This window comes from Pseudomonas sp. NEEL19 (assembly GCF_028751975.1).
Taxonomy (GTDB): Bacteria; Pseudomonadota; Gammaproteobacteria; order Pseudomonadales; family Pseudomonadaceae; genus Aquipseudomonas; species Aquipseudomonas juntendi.
The window spans coordinates 5,184,573-5,201,332 of the sequence record NZ_CP081491.1; the positions used below are offsets into that span (position 1 = coordinate 5,184,573).

The following is a 16,760-nucleotide window of genomic DNA, read 5'->3' on the forward strand; positions in this document are numbered from 1 at the left end:
AGGAAGCTAGCGATGCCCGCCCACGATTTCGTCAGCCCCGACAGCATTCGCGCGCAGTTTTCTGCCGCCATGTCGCTCATGTACAAACAGGAAGTGCCGCTGTACGGCACGCTGCTGGAGCTGGTGAGCGAAGTCAACCAGCAGGTCATGGCCCAGCAGCCCGACGTTGCCGAGGCCCTGCGCTGGACCGGCGAAATCGAGCGCCTGGACCACGAACGGCATGGCGCCATCCGGGTTGGCACCGCCGCAGAACTGGCCACCATCGCCCGCCTGTTCGCGGTGATGGGCATGCAGCCGGTTGGGTACTACGACCTTAGCTCTGCCGGTGTGCCGGTGCACTCCACCGCTTTCCGCGCGGTGCACGAGCAGTCCCTGCACATCAGCCCGTTCCGGGTGTTCACCTCGCTGCTGCGCTTGGAACTGATCGACAACCCGCAACTGCGCGAACTGGCCAAGAGCATCCTGGCCAAGCGCCAGATCTTCACCCCCCGCGCCCTCGAACTGATCGCCCAGTGCGAGCGCGACGGCGGCTTGAATGCCACCGATGCCGCCGCATTCGTGCAGGAGGCCCTGCACACCTTCCGCTGGCACCAGGACGCCACCGTCACCGCCGCGCAGTATCAGCAGTTGCACGATCAGCACCGCCTGATTGCCGACGTGGTGGCCTTCAAGGGCCCGCACATCAACCACCTGACCCCGCGTACGCTGGACATCGATGCCATTCAGGTCGGCATGCCGGCCAAGGGCATTCCACCCAAGGCCGTGGTGGAAGGCCCGCCCACACGCCGCCACCCGATCCTGCTGCGCCAGACCAGCTTCAAGGCCCTGCAGGAAAAGGTCGCCTTCAGCGACCAGCAGGGCAGCGAAGGCAGCCACACCGCGCGCTTTGGCGAGATTGAACAGCGGGGTGCGGCGCTGACGCCTAAAGGCCGCCAGCTGTACGACAAACTGCTCGATGCCACCCGTGCTGCCTTGGGCGGTGCGCCTGCCGAGGCCAACGCCGAACGTTACATGACACTGCTGAAGGACAGCTTTGCCGAATTCCCGGACGACCTCGCGCAGATGCGTGAGCAGGGCCTGGCGTATTTCCGTTACTTCGCTACCGAGAAAGGCCTGGCTGCGCGGGATCAGGACGGTCGCCCGACTACCCTGGAGGGCTTGATCGAGGCCGGCCATGTGCACTTCGAAGCGCTGGTCTACGAGGACTTTCTGCCGGTGAGCGCGGCGGGCATCTTCCAATCCAACCTGGGTGACGATGCGCAGGCCGAGTACGGCAGCAATGCCAACCGCGATGCCTTTGAAGCGGCATTGGGGCTGCAGGTGCAGGATGAGCTGGCGCTGTATGCGCAAAGCGAGCGGCGGTCGCTGCAGGCTTGTGCGCAGGCGTTGAACCTAGGTTCGATGTAAGCCGGTAGATCGCCGGGGGCGCTTGGCGCCCCATTCGCGGGCACGCCCGCTCCCACAGGCCCAAGGCTTGCGCTGTACCTGTGGGAGCGGGCGTGCCCGCGAATGGGCCGCAAAGCGGCCCCCTGCGATATCAGCGAAAACGATCAACTTCCTGCCGCAGCTGCGCCGCCAGCCCTTCCAGCTCCCGCGCGGTAAAGGCCAGCTCATTGGCCACCTCGCGCTGCTCGCCGTTGGCCTGGGCAATGCTCTGCAAATTGCGGCTGAGCACCGTCGCCGTGCTGCTCTGCTCCTGAGTCGCCGTACTGATCACCGTGAACTGCTCACCCGCCGCACGGCTCTGCTCGTCGATACGCGCCAGCGCTTGCGCCACCTTGTCATTGCGCTGCAGACCTTCCTGCATCAGCTGGTTACCCTGCTCCAGCGTCGTGATGGCGTGCCCGGTCTGCTGCTGGATGCTGGTGATCATCCCGGATATTTCATCCGTGGCCTGGCGGGTTCGTGCGGCCAGGCTGCGCACTTCGTCTGCCACCACCGCAAAGCCGCGGCCCTGCTCACCGGCGCGGGCAGCCTCGATGGCCGCATTCAACGCCAGCAGGTTGGTCTGTTCGGCGATGGCAGTGATCACGCTGATGATGCCGCCGATTTCCTGCGAGCGCGCCCCCAGGCTGTCCATCACCGTAGCCGTACCGCCGAGGGCATCGGCAATCTGCTTCAGCGAACGCGACGCTTCATCCATGGCGCTGCGGCCGATGCGGGTCTGCTGGGCATTGTCACGCGCCATGCGCTCGGTGCCCGCCATGTTGTCGGCGATGTTCATCGAGGTGGCGCTGAACTCCTCTACCGCACCGGCCATGCTGGTGATTTCACCGGACTGCTGCTCCATGCCCTCGCAGGCCCCGGCCGACAGGCCAGACAACGATTTGGCGCGCGAGCTGACTTGCTCGGACGCACTGCGAATGTGCTCGACCATGCCTGACAAGGCCTCGCCCATCTTGTTGAAGCTGCTGGCCAGTTGGCCGATTTCGTCGTGGCTGGTCACGCTCAGCCGCGCGCTCAGGTCACCTGCGCCCAGCGCTTCGGCCTGGCGCACCAGCGCGTCCAGCGGCCGCAGCTTGCGCCGCAACAGCCACAGGGTAGCCGCCACCGCCAGGACCATGGCCAGCAGGCTGCCGATGGCCAGGCGCAGGCCTACGCTCCAGGTCACCTCACGGATTTCCGCCATCGGCATGCTCGCCACCACCGTCCACGGGCCTTCGGCAAATGCGGCCGTTGCGCTGTACAGCGGTTGCTCGGCATTGGCTGGTGGCACCAGCCACTGGCCGTTCTCGTCCTGCAGGGCCAGCGAACCGGTCTGGCCAATGCGGAAACGCTTGAGGTTGGCAAACTGGGTGTTCTGCGCATCGGTGTAGTCGAAGCCAACGAACAATACGGCGATTACCCGGCCGTTGCCGTCACTCACCGGCACATAGCGGGTCATGTAGTTGCGCTCGAACAACACGGCGCGGCCAACGTACATTTGCCCGGCCAGCAACTTGCGGTAGGCCGGGTGCTGACGGTCGAGCTGAGTGCCGATGGCGCGGCTGCCGTCCTGCTTCTTCAGGTTGGTGCTGATGCGCACGAAGTCTTCGCCACTGCGCACGAACAGCGTGGCGATGCCAGCGGTCATCTGCTGGAATTCGTCAACCTGCTGAAAATCGTTGTTCAGCAAATGATCACCCAGGTACAGCGCCGGTGTTGCCTGCCCGGCGACCTGCACCGTTTCACCGGCATGCAGCGACAGGCCCGAGGCGAAGCGGCGCTCGAACAACCCGCTGAGGCGCTGGGTATTGTCCTTGAGCGAACTGTGGAAGGTTTCGAGCTGGTCGGCCAGCAGGCGCGCTTCACTGCCCAGGTGCGCCTGGCGTGTGGCGAGGTTGGCATCGTCCAGCGAACGCAGGGCAAACAGGGTACTGCCGGAAATCACCAGCGCCAGCACGATGGCGAGGGCGACACCGAGCTGCGAGGCTATGCGGGCACGGGGTTGAGACATGTGAAGCTCCTGGCAAGAGGCCGGGATCGTCCTGATCACGCTGACCGCCCGCTTTCTATCGACGGGAAGTGCGCCCTCTTCCGGGACGCTGTGCCAGTGAATCGGCGTCGCGGGCGAATACTTGAGTGTCGGGCCGGGATATTCGCAAACGTTTTCTGTCGCCTGCACGGGCCATCAAAGGGGCGGGAGAATTTCCACATCCGGGAGATCCATGGCCGCCACCTCCTGTTCCAGAAATGCACTCAACCGGCGCAACCGCTCGCCCCCGCGCCGGGTACGCGGCCACACCAGGTAGTAATCCATGCCACTGGGCACCGCCGTTGGCCAGGGCAGGCTCAGGCGCTTCTGCGCCACGTCCTCGGCCACCATCAGCAAGTCGCCGATGGAGATGCCGTAGCCACGCGCTGCGGCAATCATGCTCAGCTCCAGCGTGTCGAAAACCTGCCCACCCTTGAGCGATACCTTGCCAGCGAGGCCCATGCGCTGCAGCCAGTCACGCCAGTCGCGCTTGTCCACCGTGGGGTGCAGCAGCTCGATACCGGCCAGCCGGGACACGCCCCAGGGCTTTTCGCCAAGCAGGTCCGGTGCGCCGACCGGAATCAACAACTCCGGGAACAGCTTGCGCACCTCCCAGTCTGCCGGGAACACCCCATCGCTGAGCAACACCGCACAATCGAACGGTTCCTGGTTGAAGTCCACATGGTCTACATCCATCCAGGCGCTGGTCAGCTGTACCTCGTTACCGGGTTGCAGGTGGCGAAACCGGCTCAGGCAGGCCAGCAACCACCGCATGGTCAGGGTCGAAGGTGCTTTCATGCGCAGGATGTCATCTTCACCACACAGGGTTTCACAGGCACGGGCGAACGCGGCAAAGCCTTCGCGCACCCCCGGCAGCAATACCCGCCCTGCTTCGGTCAGTTGCAGGTTGCGGCCACTGCGCACGAACAGGCGGCAGGCGAAATGCTCTTCCAGGGTACGGATATGCCGGCTGATGGCACTTTGCGTGATCGACAGCTCTTCGCCCGCGCGGGTGAACGAACTGAGCCGCGCGGCGGCCTCGAATGCGCGCAAAGCATACAGCGGAGGTAGCTGGCGCGACATGAGGCACCTGCAATCTAGGGACAGAGGCGAATTATCCGAAACTTGCAGGCATGAGTTCAACTCATGCCAACCATCGCTTTTATCCTTTTGTGCAAAGTTGACCAAAGCCTCAGAATCGCGCTTCGTTGATCACCTCAGGAACAAGGACAGCCCATGCACGTCGCGCCCACTACAGAACTCAAGGCTTTACTGCGCCTGGCCGGGCCGCTGATCGCCTCGCAGCTGGCGCACATGCTGATGGTGCTGACCGACACCCTGATGATGGCCCGCATCAGCCCGCAGGCCTTGGCCGGCGGTGGCTTGGGTGCCGCCAGCTATTCCTTCGTGTCGATTTTCTGCCTGGGGGTGATCGCCGCAGTGGGTACCCTGGTGGCGATTCGCAAGGGCGCCAACGACATCGAAGGGGCCACCCGCCTGGCTCAGAACGGCCTGTGGCTGGCCTGGGGCCTGGCGCTGTTCGCCGCGCTGGTGCTGTGGAACCTTGAGCCGGTACTGCTGCTGTTCGGGCAACAGCCCGAGAACGTGGCCTCGGCTGCCCAGTTTCTGACCCTGCTGCCGCTGGCGTTGCCCGGTTACCTGACCTTCATGGCCTTGCGCGGGTTCACCAGTGCCCTTGGCCGTTCGACCCCGGTGATGGTCATCAGCCTGGTCGGCACGGTGCTGAACTACCTGCTCAACGTGGCGCTGATCGAGGGCATGTTCGGCCTGCCCAGGCTCGGGCTGATGGGTATCGGCCTGGTCACTGCGGTGGTGTCGATGGGCATGGCCATTGCCCTGTCGTTGTACATCCGCTGGCACCCGGCCTATGCCGCCTACCCGCTGCGCAAGGGCCTGTCGCGCCCATCGCTGCACGCCCTGCGTGAGCTGTGGCGGCTGGGCCTGCCGATTGGCGGCACCTACATGGTGGAAGTGGGCCTGTTCGCCTTTGCCGCGTTGTGCATGGGGGTGCTGGGCAGCACCGAACTGGCGGCCCACCAGATCGCCCTACAGATCGTGTCCACGGCATTCATGGTGCCGACAGGGCTCTCCTATGCGGTAACCATGCGCGTGGGCTTGTACTACGGCGCCGGCAACCTGCTGGCGGCGCGCAGCGCGGGGCGCGTGGGCATCGGCTTCGGGGCAACCGTGATGTTTGCCTTTGCGGCGCTGTTTTTGCTGTTGCCCGAGGCGCTGGTGAGCCTGTTCATAGACCGTAATGACCCGGGCTTTGCCGCCATCTACCAACTGGCGGTGCACTTGTTGATGGTGGCCGCCTGGTTCGAGTTGTTCGATGGCATGCAGACCATCGCCATGGGCTCCATACGCGGCCTGAAAGATGCCAAGACCACCTTCCTGATCGGGCTGTGCTGCTATTGGCTGGTAGGCGCGCCGAGCGCCTGGCTGTTCGCGTTCAACCTGGGCGGCGGGGCGGTCGGGATCTGGTGGGGGTTGGCGCTGGGGCTGGCGTGCGCGGCGGTGGCGCTGACCTTTGGTTTTGAGTGGCGGATGAAGCGGTTGTTGCGGAAAGCTGGGATTGGTGGAGAGGCTACCGCCTCGGCCTGACTTCAGGGCCTATTCGCGGGCACGCCCGCTCCCACAGGTACAGTGCGCGGCCCTGAGGGAGCGGGCATGCCCGCGAAAGGGCCCTAAAGGACAACCCCCAACTGACGGTCAGGCGCCTGCAGTAAAAACTCCATCAACTCCCCCACCGGCAGTGGCTTGCTGACCAGAAAACCTTGCACCTGGTCACAACCAAACCCGCGCAGCAGCTCCAGTTGCTCCTCACTCTCCACCCCTTCAGCCACCACCTCAAGGTTAAGGTTGTGCGCCAGGTTGATCATGGCGTGCACCAGTTTGCGGTTTTCCTCGCGCATTTCCATCTCGGCCACGAAACTGCGGTCCACCTTGAGCAAGGTGATCGGCAGGCTGTTCAGGTGTACGAACGACGAAAAACCGGTGCCAAAGTCATCCAGCGAGAAGCGCACGCCCAGCCGGCCCAGCGCATCCATGGTCTGGCGTACCAGCTCGTTGCGGCGCATGACCGCCGTTTCGGTCAGTTCGAATTCCAGCCAGCGAGCATCCACCCCGTGCTCGAGGATCAGCCGGCTCAAGGTGGCCAGCAGCTGGCTATCCTGGAACTGGCGGAAGCTCAGGTTGACCGCCATGTGCAGCGGCTCCAGGCCGCGTTCGCACAACGCCTGCATGTCGCGCAGCGCACGGGAAATCACCCAGTAGCCCAATGGCACGATCAGACCGCTTTGCTCCGCCAGCGGCACGAACTCGCAGGGCGGTAGCAGCCCCCGGTCCGAGTGCCGCCAGCGCACCAGCGCCTCGAGCCCCACTATGCGCCCATCGGCCAGGTTCAGCCGGGGTTGATAGTGCAGTTCCAGTTCATCCCGGCGCAGGGCGCGGCGCAGTTCGCTTTCCAGGTCGGCCAGGCTGCGGGCATTACGGTTGATGCGCTCGTTGAACACATGGAAGGTGCAGCCCTGGCTACCCTTGGCCTGGCGCATGGCGATGTGCGCGTGCCACATCAGCGGGTCGGCGCCGCCCTGGGCACGGGCATGCGCCAGGCCCAGGCTGCAGCCCAACAGCAAGCTTTCGCCATCGATCCAATAGGGCTCGGCCAAGGCCTCGACGATGCGTTCGGCAATCCATTCGGCGCGGTTCGGGTCGCGGCGCGTGTCGATCAGCAGCGCGAATTCGTCGCTGCCCAGGCGCGCCAATTGGTCCCCCGCTTCCAGTTGGTGTTTCAACCGGGCCACAACCTGCAGGATCAGGCGGTCACCGCTCTGGTGGCCAAGGGCGTCGTTGACGTGGCGGAAGTTGTCCAGGTCGAGGTGGCCGAGGGCAACGCCCCGGCCTTCGTTTTCAGCCAGCCGTGCCGTGAGCAAGGCCTGGAAGCCCTGGCGGTTGGCGATACCGGTCAGTGGGTCTTGCTCGGCAAGGCGCTGCAAGGTGGCCACCAGCACACCGCGTTCGCGCACATGCCGCAGCGAGCGGCGCAGGCTATCGGTGCTGAGCTGTTGGCGCACCAGCCAGTCGCTGACGCCGCTGGGGGCCACCGCGGGCTCGTCGTCCAGCAGCAGGATGGTCGGCAGCTCACAGCGCCCCGGCGCTGGTTGCAGTGCCGCAGTCGCCAGGACCACGGCTTGCCGGTCATGGCTGAAAAGGCTGTCGACGGCCTCCCAGTCAGGCGCCGTCAACAGCACTGCAGTGCCGCCCAACCCCTGCACGCACTCGCGCAGCAGCACGGCCCATTCCGGCTCATCAGCCAACAGCAGCAAACGCAGAGGTTCGACAGGCGTGGACAAGCGGGCTCCTTAGGGCTTCACGGCACAACGAGAGAAGATGAATATGCTACTGCATTGATGAAAATGATTTTCAATTTTATACATACACCGGACTCTGCGGCGACCCGACGTATTTTGTCGTGCATCCTGCGCGAAATCAGGCCCGTTCGGCAAATACGATTTTTCCAGTGCCTGGCATTAGCCTGACTAATACAGAGCGCCAATAAAAGTCTGACTCAGACGTCAGACGGTCGCGCCACAACAGCCCCATGCCTGTTAGAATGCGCGGCTATTTTCTGGCGACCCCCGGTTTCTAGCATGTCCCGACTCAATCCCCGGCAGCAGGAAGCCCGTGACTATGTCGGCGGCCCTCTTTTGGTGCTCGCCGGTGCAGGCTCGGGCAAGACCAGCGTGATCACGCGCAAGATTGCCCACCTGATCCAGAACTGCGGCATTCGTGCCCAGTACATCGTGGCGATGACCTTTACCAACAAGGCCGCGCGCGAGATGAAGGAGCGGGTTGGCACCTTGCTGCGCCCGGGGGAAGGTCGCGGCCTGACGGTGTGTACCTTTCACAACCTGGGCCTGAACATCATCCGCAAGGAACACGAGCGGCTGGGCTACAAGCCGGGCTTCTCGATCTTCGACGAGTCCGACATCAAGGCGTTGCTGTCGGACATCATGCAGAAGGAATACTCAGGCGACGACGGCATCGACGAGATCAAGAACATGATCGGTGCCTGGAAAAACGACCTGATCCTGCCGCCAGAAGCCCTGGAAAAGGCGCGCAACCCGCGCGAGCAGACCGCTGCCATCGTCTACACCCACTACCAACGCACGCTCAAGGCGTTCAACGCAGTGGACTTCGACGACCTGATCCTGCAGCCGGTGAAGCTGTTCCAGGAACACCCCGAAGTGCTGGAGCGCTGGCAGAACCGCGTGCGCTACCTGCTGGTGGACGAGTACCAGGACACCAACGCCAGCCAGTACCTGCTGGTGAAGATGCTGATCGGCATGCGCAACCAGTTCACCGTAGTGGGCGACGACGACCAGTCCATCTATGCCTGGCGCGGTGCCCGCCCCGAGAACCTGATGCTGCTCAAGGAGGACTACCCCTCCCTGAAGATCGTCATGCTCGAACAGAACTACCGCTCCACCAGCCGGATCCTGCGCTGTGCCAACGTGCTGATCGCCAACAACCCGCACGCGTTCGAAAAACAGCTGTGGAGCGAGATGGGTGTAGGCGACGAGATCCGCGTGATCCGCTGCAAGAACGAGGAAGCCGAGGCCGAACGGGTGGCCATGGAGATCCTCACCTTGCACCTGCGCACCAACCGCCCGTACAGCGACTTTGCCATCCTCTACCGCGGCAACTACCAGGCCAAGCTGATCGAGCTGAAACTGCAGCACCACCAGGTGCCGTATCGCCTGTCGGGCGGCAACAGCTTCTTCGGCCGCCAGGAGGTCAAGGACCTGATGGCCTACCTGCGCCTGCTGGTGAACCCGGACGACGACAACGCCTACCTGCGGGTGATCAACGTGCCGCGCCGCGAGATCGGCTCCACCACCCTGGAAAAGCTCGGCAACTATTCCACCGAGCGCGGCATTTCCATGTACGCCGCCAGCGACGAGCTGGGCCTGGGTGAACACCTGGACGCCCGCTATACCGAGCGTTTGCAGCGCTTCAAGCACTGGCTGGACGGGGTACGCCAGAAGGTCGCCCTGGAAGACCCGATTGCCGCGCTGCACGAGATGATCCGCGACATCGACTACGAAAACTGGATCCGCCAGCAGACCGCCAGCGACAAGGCCGCCGATTTCCGCATCAGCAACGTCTGGTTCCTGGTGGACGCACTGAAAAACACCCTCGAAAAGGATGAAGAGGGTGACATGACCATCGAGGACGCCATCGGCAAGCTGGTGCTGCGCGACATGCTCGAGCGCCAGCAGGAAGAAGAAGAGAACGCCGAAGGGGTGCAGATGATGACCCTGCATGCCTCCAAAGGCCTGGAGTTCCCCTACGTGTTCATCATGGGCATGGAAGAGGAAATCCTCCCGCACCGCTCCAGCATCGAGGCTGACACCATCGAAGAAGAGCGCCGCCTGGCCTATGTGGGCATCACCCGCGCCCGCCAGACCTTGGCCTTTACCTTCGCCGCCAAGCGCAAACAGTACGGTGAAATCATCGACTGTACGCCCAGCCGGTTCCTCGACGAATTGCCACCCGACGACCTGGCCTGGGAAGGCCTGGACGACGCCCCGGTCGAGGTGAAGGCGGCACGCGGCAACAACGCCCTGGCCGACATCCGGGCAATGCTCAAACGCTGATCAACCATTACTCTTTAATATTGCCGCCTCCAGCGGCCACCTTTGTTACATCGAGGAAATCACAGTGGAAGCACTGCATCAGAAGATTCGCGAAGAAGGCATCGTGCTTTCCGATCAGGTCCTCAAAGTGGACGCGTTTCTCAACCACCAGATCGACCCGGCGCTGATGCAGCTGATCGGTGACGAGTTCGCCCGCCTGTTCGCCGATGCTGGCGTGACCAAGATCGTCACCATCGAAGCCTCGGGCATTGCCCCGGCAGTGATGACCGGCCTGAAGCTGGGCGTACCGGTGATCTTCGCCCGCAAGCACCAGTCGCTGACCCTGACCGAAAACCTGCTGACCGCCTCGGTGTATTCCTTCACCAAGCAGACCGAGAACACCGTGGCCATCTCGCCGCGCCACCTCAACAGCAGCGACCGCGTGCTGGTGATCGACGACTTCCTGGCCAACGGCAAGGCGTCGCAGGCACTGATCTCGATCATCAAGCAGGCCGGCGCCACCGTGGCCGGCCTGGGTATCGTCATCGAGAAGTCGTTCCAGGGCGGCCGCGCCGAACTGGACAGCCAGGGCTACCGCGTTGAATCGTTGGCCCGGGTGAAGTCGCTGGAAGGTGGTGTGGTCACTTTCATCGAGTGATGCCGCGCCGCGGTCCCTTGTAGGAGCGGGTTCACCCGCGAATGCGATAGTGAATGTCCCACCGCATTCGCGGGTAAACCCGCTCCTACATCGGGCCAATACGCCTTGGGGTTTATTGGGTCGCCGCCAACCCCGCCAGCAGCAACCTCTGGTAAAGCTCCTCCTTCAGCCCCTGCGGCTGGCCCAGTTGCATCCGCTCCAGATGCTGCTCATACCCCTCCGGCCCCGGCGCATCCAGCGCGGCCTTGCCCAGCTCCAGCACCTCGCTCAACTTGAACTTGCTCTTCAACCAGTTCAGCGCCCGCAACAGGTCCTGCTCTTCGGCAGTGAAGTCCGTACCCAGCGGATACTCGGGGAACAACCGTGCATGCTGCGCCCTGACCGCCTCAAGGCGTTGCGGGGTGTTGTCGGCAAAGCGCGCGTCCAGTTCAAAGCACTTGTGCAGCTTGCCGGCACTCTTGGCCTGCTCGATCAGCCCCTGCTGGAACCGTGAATCGCTTACCGCCAGCAACCGTGCAATCACTTCGCTGTCGGTCTGCCCACGCAGGTCGGCGATGCCGTATTCGGTCACCACGATATCGCGCAGGTGTCGGGGGATGGTGCAGTGGCCGTACGCCCAGAAAATGTTCGACGTCACCTCACCGCCCGCCTCACGCCAACTGCGCAACAGCAGGATCGAGCGCCCACCCTCCAGCGCGTGGCCTTGGGCAACGAAGTTGTATTGCCCGCCCACGCCACTGAGCACTCGGCCATCTTCCAGCTGGTCGGCCACCCCGGCACCCAGCAGGGTCATGCCAAACGCCGTGTTGATGAAGCGCGCATCGCGGCGCTGGCGGCGCTTGAGTTCCTCTTGCCCGTAGAGTTCGTTGATGAAGCTGATACGGGTCATGACGAACTGTGCACGCTGCTCCAGGGGCATCTCGCGCAAGCGCTGATAGAACGCCTGCGGGCCAAGGAAGAAGCCACCGTGCAACAACGCGCCCTGCTCATCCGCCGGGCGTCGCAACAAGCCTGCCTCGGCCAGCACCAGCAGGCCGTTGACGAACATCTCGCTGCAGCCGTAGAGGCCTTGAGCGAAGGTATCCAGCCCCCCTTCCCGTTCGATCAGCGCCTGCCAGGGGCCGACATCGAGTGCATCGAGCACCGCGCGGTAGCCAGCGTTGTCGCCCTGGCGCGCCAGCAATGCCGCGGCGACCGCATCGCCCATGGCACCAATACCGATCTGCAGCGTGCCGCCGTCGCGCACCAGGCTACTGGCATGCAGGCCAATGCAGTGGTCCTGAATGCCGACCGGCATGTTCGGTGTGGAAAACAGCCGGCGTTGTTCGGCCTCGTCGAGCAACAGGTCGAACGCGTCGATCGGCAGCTCGGCATCGCCAGGCATGTAAGGCAGCTCGGCGTGCACCTGCCCCAGCATGAGGATGGTTTCACCGGCAGCGCGGCGTTTGGCGACCATGGGCAGCAGGTCGAGGGTGATGTCGGGGTTGCAGGCCAGGCTCAGGTGCACGGGCTTTTCGGGCGTGGCAGCCACCAGTTGGGCGATCAGGTTCAGGCCCTTGGCGTTGATATCCCGCGCGGCGTGGCTGTAATTGCTGCTGACGTAGTCCTGCTGCGCCGATTCACTGTGCAGCAAGCTGCCCGGCTGCATGAAGAACTGCTCGACGCGGATGTTGGCGGGCAATGTGTCGTTGCGCAGGTCGCTGAGGTAGGTGAGCTCTTCATAGTCGGCGAACACGCGCTCGACGAAAGGCTCCAGAAAGCGCCGCTGTAACCCGTCGCCCAGTGCCGGCCGGCCCAGGGACAGGGCGGTGTAGATGGTCAGCCGCCGTTCGGGCAGTTCGCGCACGCGGGCGTAAAGGGCGTTGACGAAGGCGTTGGGCTTGCCCAGGCCCAGGGGCAGGCCCATGTGGATATGGGCTGGCAGGCGTGCCAGGACCTGCTCGACAGCCTGGTCGATGGAGCAGAGGTGCATGGGGCCTCCTGAGACATCCGTGGGTTCAGGGGTTGGACATGAGCTCAAGCGAGTTGGTTGCCGGTGCGGGCCCTTTCGCGGCCAAAGCCGCAAAGAGGCCGGCACAGCCGCCACAAAAAACAAAGCCCGCCATCCATGGCGGGCCTGGTGAAATTCAGCTGCAGCTCACAGCCCAGACATCTTCTTGATCGCCCCTTTCAGGTCGTCGTCCGAGCAGTCCGCGCAGGTACCTTTCGGTGGCATGGCGTTGATGCCGGTAATGGCCTTGGCCAGGATGCCATCCAGGCCGCCCTGGTGGTCGGCTCGCTCCTTCCAGGCCGCGGTATCACCCACCTTGGGCGCGCCGAGCAGGCCGCTGCCATGGCAGGCATTGCAGTGCTTAGCAATGATCTCGTCCGGGGTCTTGGCACCACCGCCACCCGCGGTTGCCGCCACTTCCATGCCTTTGCACTCCTGGCCCTGCACACAGACCTGGCCAACGGGTTCCAGGCGCTTGGCAATGTCGTCATTGGTCGCAGCGGTTGCGCTCATTGCCCAGAGGGCGAATACGGCTGCTGGTACGGCCAGCATCTTCTTGATTTGGTTCACGCGAACACCCTCATGGTGGCTAATCACGCCCGCGGCCACGAAACAGCGAGCGCTGAAAAGTATAGCGGCAACCTGAAGGCGGTGAAACGACCCTACACGGGAAAGGGGTATTGCCGAATCAATGCACTGCGCTGGATCAAAAGTTTGAGGGCGTAGCGGCACTGATCAGCCGTGCAGGCTGGTCGAACGGGTTGCGAAAGCGGTGCGGGCGGGTGCTTTCGAAGTAGTAGCTGTCGCCTTCCTCAAGGATGAAGATCTCGTTGCCAACCACCAGCTCAAGGCGGCCTTCGAGCAGAATGCCGGTTTCCTCACCGTCATGGGTCAGCATTTCGGCACCGGTGTCGGCGCCCGGCGGGTAGACCTCGGTCAGGAAGGCAATGGCGCGGTTGGGGTGCGACTTGCCGACCAGCTTCATGGTTACCGCACCGTCCGAGATATCGATCAGCTCGTGGGCTTTGTAGACGATTTGCGCAGGGCTCTGCGCCTCCAGTTCGACCGAAAAGAATTCGACCATGGACATGGGAATGCCACTGAGCACCTTGCGCAACGAGCTGATGGAGGGGCTTACGCTGTTCTTCTCGATCATCGAGATGGTGCTGTTGGTCACCCCGGCGCGCTTGGCGAGTTCGCGCTGGGACAGGCCCTTGAGCTTGCGGATGGCTTGCAGTCGTTCGCCGACGTCCAAAGCTGGAGCCTCCTGAAACGGTAGAAAGGGGGGTGGATGTGAACGATATCATGGCAATGCCGTTCAGTATTTACAACACACCGCCCTCAACCTGTCCGCATCAGCGTGTCATTCGCCGACGTAGTCCAGGGTGACCCGTTTCAGGTTGCAGAAGATCTGGTAAGGAATGGTGCCAGCCTGTGCCGCCACTTCACTGGCCAGTACCTGCTTGCCCCACAGTTCGACGGGGCTACCCACCGTGGCGTCGGGCACATCGGTGAGGTCGATGCTGAGCATGTCCATCGACACCCGGCCGATCAACGGGGCGCGCTTGCCAGCAACCAGCACCGGCGTGCCATTGGGCGCCTGGCGCGGGTAGCCATCGGCGTACCCCATGGCCACCACGCCAACACGGGTCGGCCGCGGGCTGACGAACTTGGCACCGTAGCCCACCGGTTGGCCGGCGGGCAGCTCACGCACGCTGATCACCCGCGATTGCAGGGTCATCACCGGCTGCAGGCGCGCGGCTTCGACCTGCGCCACCTCGAAGGGCGTGGCGCCATACAGCATGAGGCCTGGGCGCACCCAGTCGCTGGGCGCTTGCGGCCAGCCCAGCACGCCGGGGGAGTTGCGCAGGCTGCACTCGGCGGCAAGGCCCTGGCGTGCGGCTTCGAACACGGCGATCTGCTGCGCGGTGGCGTCAGCATCCAGTTCGTCGGCACGGGCGAAGTGGGTCATCAGTACAATCCGCGCGACCTTGCCGCTGGCCAGCAGGCGCTGGTAGGCCTCGTGGTAATCCTTGGGGTGCAAGCCCACCCGGTGCATGCCGCTGTCCAGCTTCAGCCAGACACTTAGCGGCTTGCGCAGTTGCGTCTTCTCGATCGCCTCCAGCTGCCACAGCGAGTGCACCACGCACCACAGATCGTGCTCGGCGATCAGTGCCAGCTCGCTGGCTTCGAAAAAACCTTCCAGCAGCAGCACCGGGGCCTTGATACCGGCACCGCGCAGTTCCAGCGCCTCTTCGATACAGGCCACGGCAAAGCCATCGGCTTCGGCCTCCAGGGCCAGGGCACAGCGCACGGCACCATGGCCGTAGGCATCGGCCTTGATCACGGCGAGGGCTTTGGCACCGGTCAGTTCACGGGCCAGACGGTAGTTGTGGCGCAGGGCCTGGAGGTCGATCAGGGCGCGGGCGGGACGCATGGCGGGTGCCTTATGGTGGTTCGGGTTGAAATCGGTGTTGGATTCATCGCCGGCAAGCCAGCTCCCACAGGACTCTCACAGGGCCTGAGAACTGCGGAGATCCTGTGGGAGCTGGCTTGCCGGCGATGAGGCCGGTACAGGCGACCTTACTGCTGGTGAGCCGGCGCAGCATGCCCGTGCTTGGCCACTTCCCGGCTGTTGCCATACCGCGAAATGTCCAGGCCCTCGGCGCTGATCTGCGGCTTCTTGCGCGCGATCAGGTCTGCCAGCAGGCGCCCGGAGCCGCACGCCATGGTCCAGCCTAGGGTGCCGTGACCGGTATTGAGGAACAGGTTGCGGAACGCCGTGGCACCGACAATCGGTGTACCGTCCGGGGTGGCCGGACGCAGACCGGTCCAGAAGCTGGCCTGGCTCAGATCACCGCCGCGAGGATAAAGGTCGTTGACGATCATCTCCAGTGTTTCACGCCGACGCGGGTTGAGCGACAGGTCAAAACCGGCGATCTCAGCCATGCCGCCAACGCGGATACGGTTGTCGAAACGGGTGATCGCAACCTTGTAGGTCTCGTCGAGAATGGTCGAGGTCGGCGCCATGTCGCCATTGGTGATCGGCACGGTCAGCGAGTAACCCTTCAGCGGATAGACCGGGGCTTTGATGCCCAGCGGCTTGAGCATGTGTGGCGAATAGCTGCCCAGCGCCAGCACATAGCGGTCGGCGGTTTCCAGCTTGCCGTCGATCCACACGCCATTGATGCGGTCGCCGGCGTAGTCCAGGCGCTGGATGTCCTGGCCGAAGCGGAACTCCACGCCCAGCTTCAGCGCCATGTCGGCCAGCTTGGTGGTGAACAGCTGGCAGTCGCCGGTCTGGTCGTTGGGCAGGCGCAGGGCGCCAGCGAGAATGTCTTTCACCCCGGCCAGGGCCGGCTCGACGCGGGCAATGCCATCGCGGTCCAGCAATTCGTACGGTACGCCAGACTGCTCGAGCACGGCGATATCCTTGGCCGCAGCATCGACCTGGGCCTGGGTACGGAACAGCTGGGTGGTGCCCAGGCTGCGGTTTTCGTAATTGATGCCGGTTTCGGCGCGCAGCTCGTCGAGGCAGTCACGGCTGTACTCGGACAGGCGCACCATGCGCTCCTTGTTCACCGCATAACGGCTGGCGGTGCAGTTGCGCAGCATCTGGGCCATCCACAGGTACTGGTCAACGTCACCAGTGAGCTTGATTGCCAAGGGTGCATGGCGCTCCATTAGCCATTTGATGGCCTTCAGGGGCACACCCGGGGCGGCCCAGGGCGAGGCATAGCCGGGCGAGATCTGGCCGGCGTTGGCGAAGCTGGTTTCCATGGCCACCGCCGGCTGGCGGTCGACCACCGTCACTTCGAAACCTTGCCGGGCCAGGTAGTAGGCACTGGCGGTTCCAATCACACCGCTACCAAGTACCAGAACTCGCATCGTTGTATCCCTCACACGCGGCACGCCGCAGACTTTTATGGAAATGGCATGGATGGGCGCAGTATAGAAATTCGAGGGCAGTGCAATTCACTATATAAAAGCCTATTA

The 16,760-nt window shown here is 63.7% G+C and carries 12 protein-coding genes and 1 pseudogene; 4 read left to right on the forward strand and 9 right to left on the reverse strand.

What is annotated here, in order from left to right:
* The first annotated feature begins 12 nt into the window (after positions 1 to 12).
* Positions 13 to 1,407, forward strand: a complete 1,395-nt coding sequence (gene hglS, locus K4A76_RS23020; RefSeq protein WP_274411230.1) for a 2-oxoadipate dioxygenase/decarboxylase HglS — start codon at positions 13 to 15, stop codon at positions 1,405 to 1,407.
* Positions 1,408 to 1,537: 130 nt separating this feature from the next.
* Here hglS and K4A76_RS24010 read toward each other — a convergent pair whose 3' ends face one another.
* The 3 genes and pseudogenes from K4A76_RS24010 to K4A76_RS23030 all read right to left on the reverse strand — a co-directional run bounded on the left by K4A76_RS24010 (position 1,538) and on the right by K4A76_RS23030 (position 4,537).
* Positions 1,538 to 2,398 carry a methyl-accepting chemotaxis protein gene (locus K4A76_RS24010; protein WP_371105801.1) on the reverse strand — a complete coding sequence of 287 codons (861 nt, stop codon included), beginning with the start codon at positions 2,396 to 2,398 and terminating at the stop codon, positions 1,538 to 1,540.
* Between the two features lie 42 nt (positions 2,399 to 2,440).
* Positions 2,441 to 3,436, reverse strand: a pseudogene (locus tag K4A76_RS24015) (Cache 3/Cache 2 fusion domain-containing protein); the annotation flags it as partial.
* A 174-nt stretch (positions 3,437 to 3,610) separates the two neighbouring features.
* Positions 3,611 to 4,537, reverse strand: coding sequence for a LysR substrate-binding domain-containing protein (locus tag K4A76_RS23030; RefSeq protein ID WP_029887598.1), 927 nt, complete (start codon positions 4,535 to 4,537; stop codon positions 3,611 to 3,613).
* 153 nt (positions 4,538 to 4,690) lie between these two features.
* Here K4A76_RS23030 and K4A76_RS23035 point away from each other — a divergent pair, with 153 nt between their 5' ends.
* Complete coding sequence (locus K4A76_RS23035) at positions 4,691 to 6,079, forward strand: NorM family multidrug efflux MATE transporter (RefSeq protein ID WP_029887599.1); 1,389 nt, start codon at positions 4,691 to 4,693, stop codon at positions 6,077 to 6,079.
* An 83-nt stretch (positions 6,080 to 6,162) separates the two neighbouring features.
* Here the strand turns inward: K4A76_RS23035 and K4A76_RS23040 are convergent, their stop codons facing one another.
* The gene (locus K4A76_RS23040; protein WP_054912674.1) at positions 6,163 to 7,830 is read right to left on the reverse strand and encodes a putative bifunctional diguanylate cyclase/phosphodiesterase; all 1,668 of its coding nucleotides are present in this window, start codon (positions 7,828 to 7,830) and stop codon (positions 6,163 to 6,165) included.
* 297 nt (positions 7,831 to 8,127) lie between these two features.
* Between K4A76_RS23040 and rep the strand changes: the two genes are divergently transcribed.
* Entirely contained in the window at positions 8,128 to 10,137 is a 2,010-nt protein-coding gene (gene rep, locus K4A76_RS23045; protein WP_029887601.1) for a DNA helicase Rep, read from the forward strand.
* A 64-nt stretch (positions 10,138 to 10,201) separates the two neighbouring features.
* Positions 10,202 to 10,774, forward strand: a complete 573-nt coding sequence (locus K4A76_RS23050; RefSeq protein ID WP_009683322.1) for a xanthine phosphoribosyltransferase — start codon at positions 10,202 to 10,204, stop codon at positions 10,772 to 10,774.
* 112 nt (positions 10,775 to 10,886) lie between these two features.
* On the opposite strand, the gene K4A76_RS23055 is transcribed toward K4A76_RS23050, so the two are convergent.
* The 5 genes from K4A76_RS23055 to dadA all read right to left on the reverse strand — a co-directional run bounded on the left by K4A76_RS23055 (position 10,887) and on the right by dadA (position 16,652).
* Positions 10,887 to 12,746: an acetyl-CoA hydrolase/transferase C-terminal domain-containing protein gene (locus tag K4A76_RS23055; protein ID WP_274411231.1), complete on the reverse strand. Its 1,860-nt coding sequence runs from the start codon at positions 12,744 to 12,746 to the stop codon at positions 10,887 to 10,889.
* 165 nt (positions 12,747 to 12,911) lie between these two features.
* Positions 12,912 to 13,316, reverse strand: a complete 405-nt coding sequence (locus tag K4A76_RS23060) for a c-type cytochrome (protein WP_033690433.1) — start codon at positions 13,314 to 13,316, stop codon at positions 12,912 to 12,914.
* 154 nt (positions 13,317 to 13,470) lie between these two features.
* Complete coding sequence (locus K4A76_RS23065; RefSeq protein ID WP_009682929.1) at positions 13,471 to 14,019, reverse strand: cupin domain-containing protein; 549 nt, start codon at positions 14,017 to 14,019, stop codon at positions 13,471 to 13,473.
* Between the two features lie 108 nt (positions 14,020 to 14,127).
* On the reverse strand, positions 14,128 to 15,201 hold the full coding sequence (gene alr / locus K4A76_RS23070) for an alanine racemase (RefSeq protein WP_274411232.1): 1,074 nt from the start codon (positions 15,199 to 15,201) through the stop codon (positions 14,128 to 14,130).
* 146 nt (positions 15,202 to 15,347) lie between these two features.
* On the reverse strand, positions 15,348 to 16,652 hold the full coding sequence (gene dadA, locus K4A76_RS23075) for a D-amino acid dehydrogenase (protein ID WP_274411233.1): 1,305 nt from the start codon (positions 16,650 to 16,652) through the stop codon (positions 15,348 to 15,350).
* Positions 16,653 to 16,760: the final 108 nt, after the last annotated feature.

What these genes read in the sequence shown, in the direction of transcription:
- hglS (WP_274411230.1), top strand. Translation starts at nt 13, where the DNA reads ATGCCCGCCCACGATTTCGTCAGCCCCGACAGCATTCGCGCGCAGTTT.
- K4A76_RS24010 (WP_371105801.1), bottom strand. Translation starts at nt 2,398, where the DNA reads ATGGGCGAGGCCTTGTCAGGCATGGTCGAGCACATTCGCAGTGCGTCC.
- K4A76_RS23030 (WP_029887598.1), bottom strand. Translation starts at nt 4,537, where the DNA reads ATGTCGCGCCAGCTACCTCCGCTGTATGCTTTGCGCGCATTCGAGGCC.
- K4A76_RS23035 (WP_029887599.1), top strand. Translation starts at nt 4,691, where the DNA reads ATGCACGTCGCGCCCACTACAGAACTCAAGGCTTTACTGCGCCTGGCC.
- rep (WP_029887601.1), top strand. Translation starts at nt 8,128, where the DNA reads ATGTCCCGACTCAATCCCCGGCAGCAGGAAGCCCGTGACTATGTCGGC.
- K4A76_RS23055 (WP_274411231.1), bottom strand. Translation starts at nt 12,746, where the DNA reads ATGCACCTCTGCTCCATCGACCAGGCTGTCGAGCAGGTCCTGGCACGC.
- K4A76_RS23060 (WP_033690433.1), bottom strand. Translation starts at nt 13,316, where the DNA reads ATGCTGGCCGTACCAGCAGCCGTATTCGCCCTCTGGGCAATGAGCGCA.
- alr (WP_274411232.1), bottom strand. Translation starts at nt 15,201, where the DNA reads ATGCGTCCCGCCCGCGCCCTGATCGACCTCCAGGCCCTGCGCCACAAC.
- dadA (WP_274411233.1), bottom strand. Translation starts at nt 16,652, where the DNA reads ATGCGAGTTCTGGTACTTGGTAGCGGTGTGATTGGAACCGCCAGTGCC.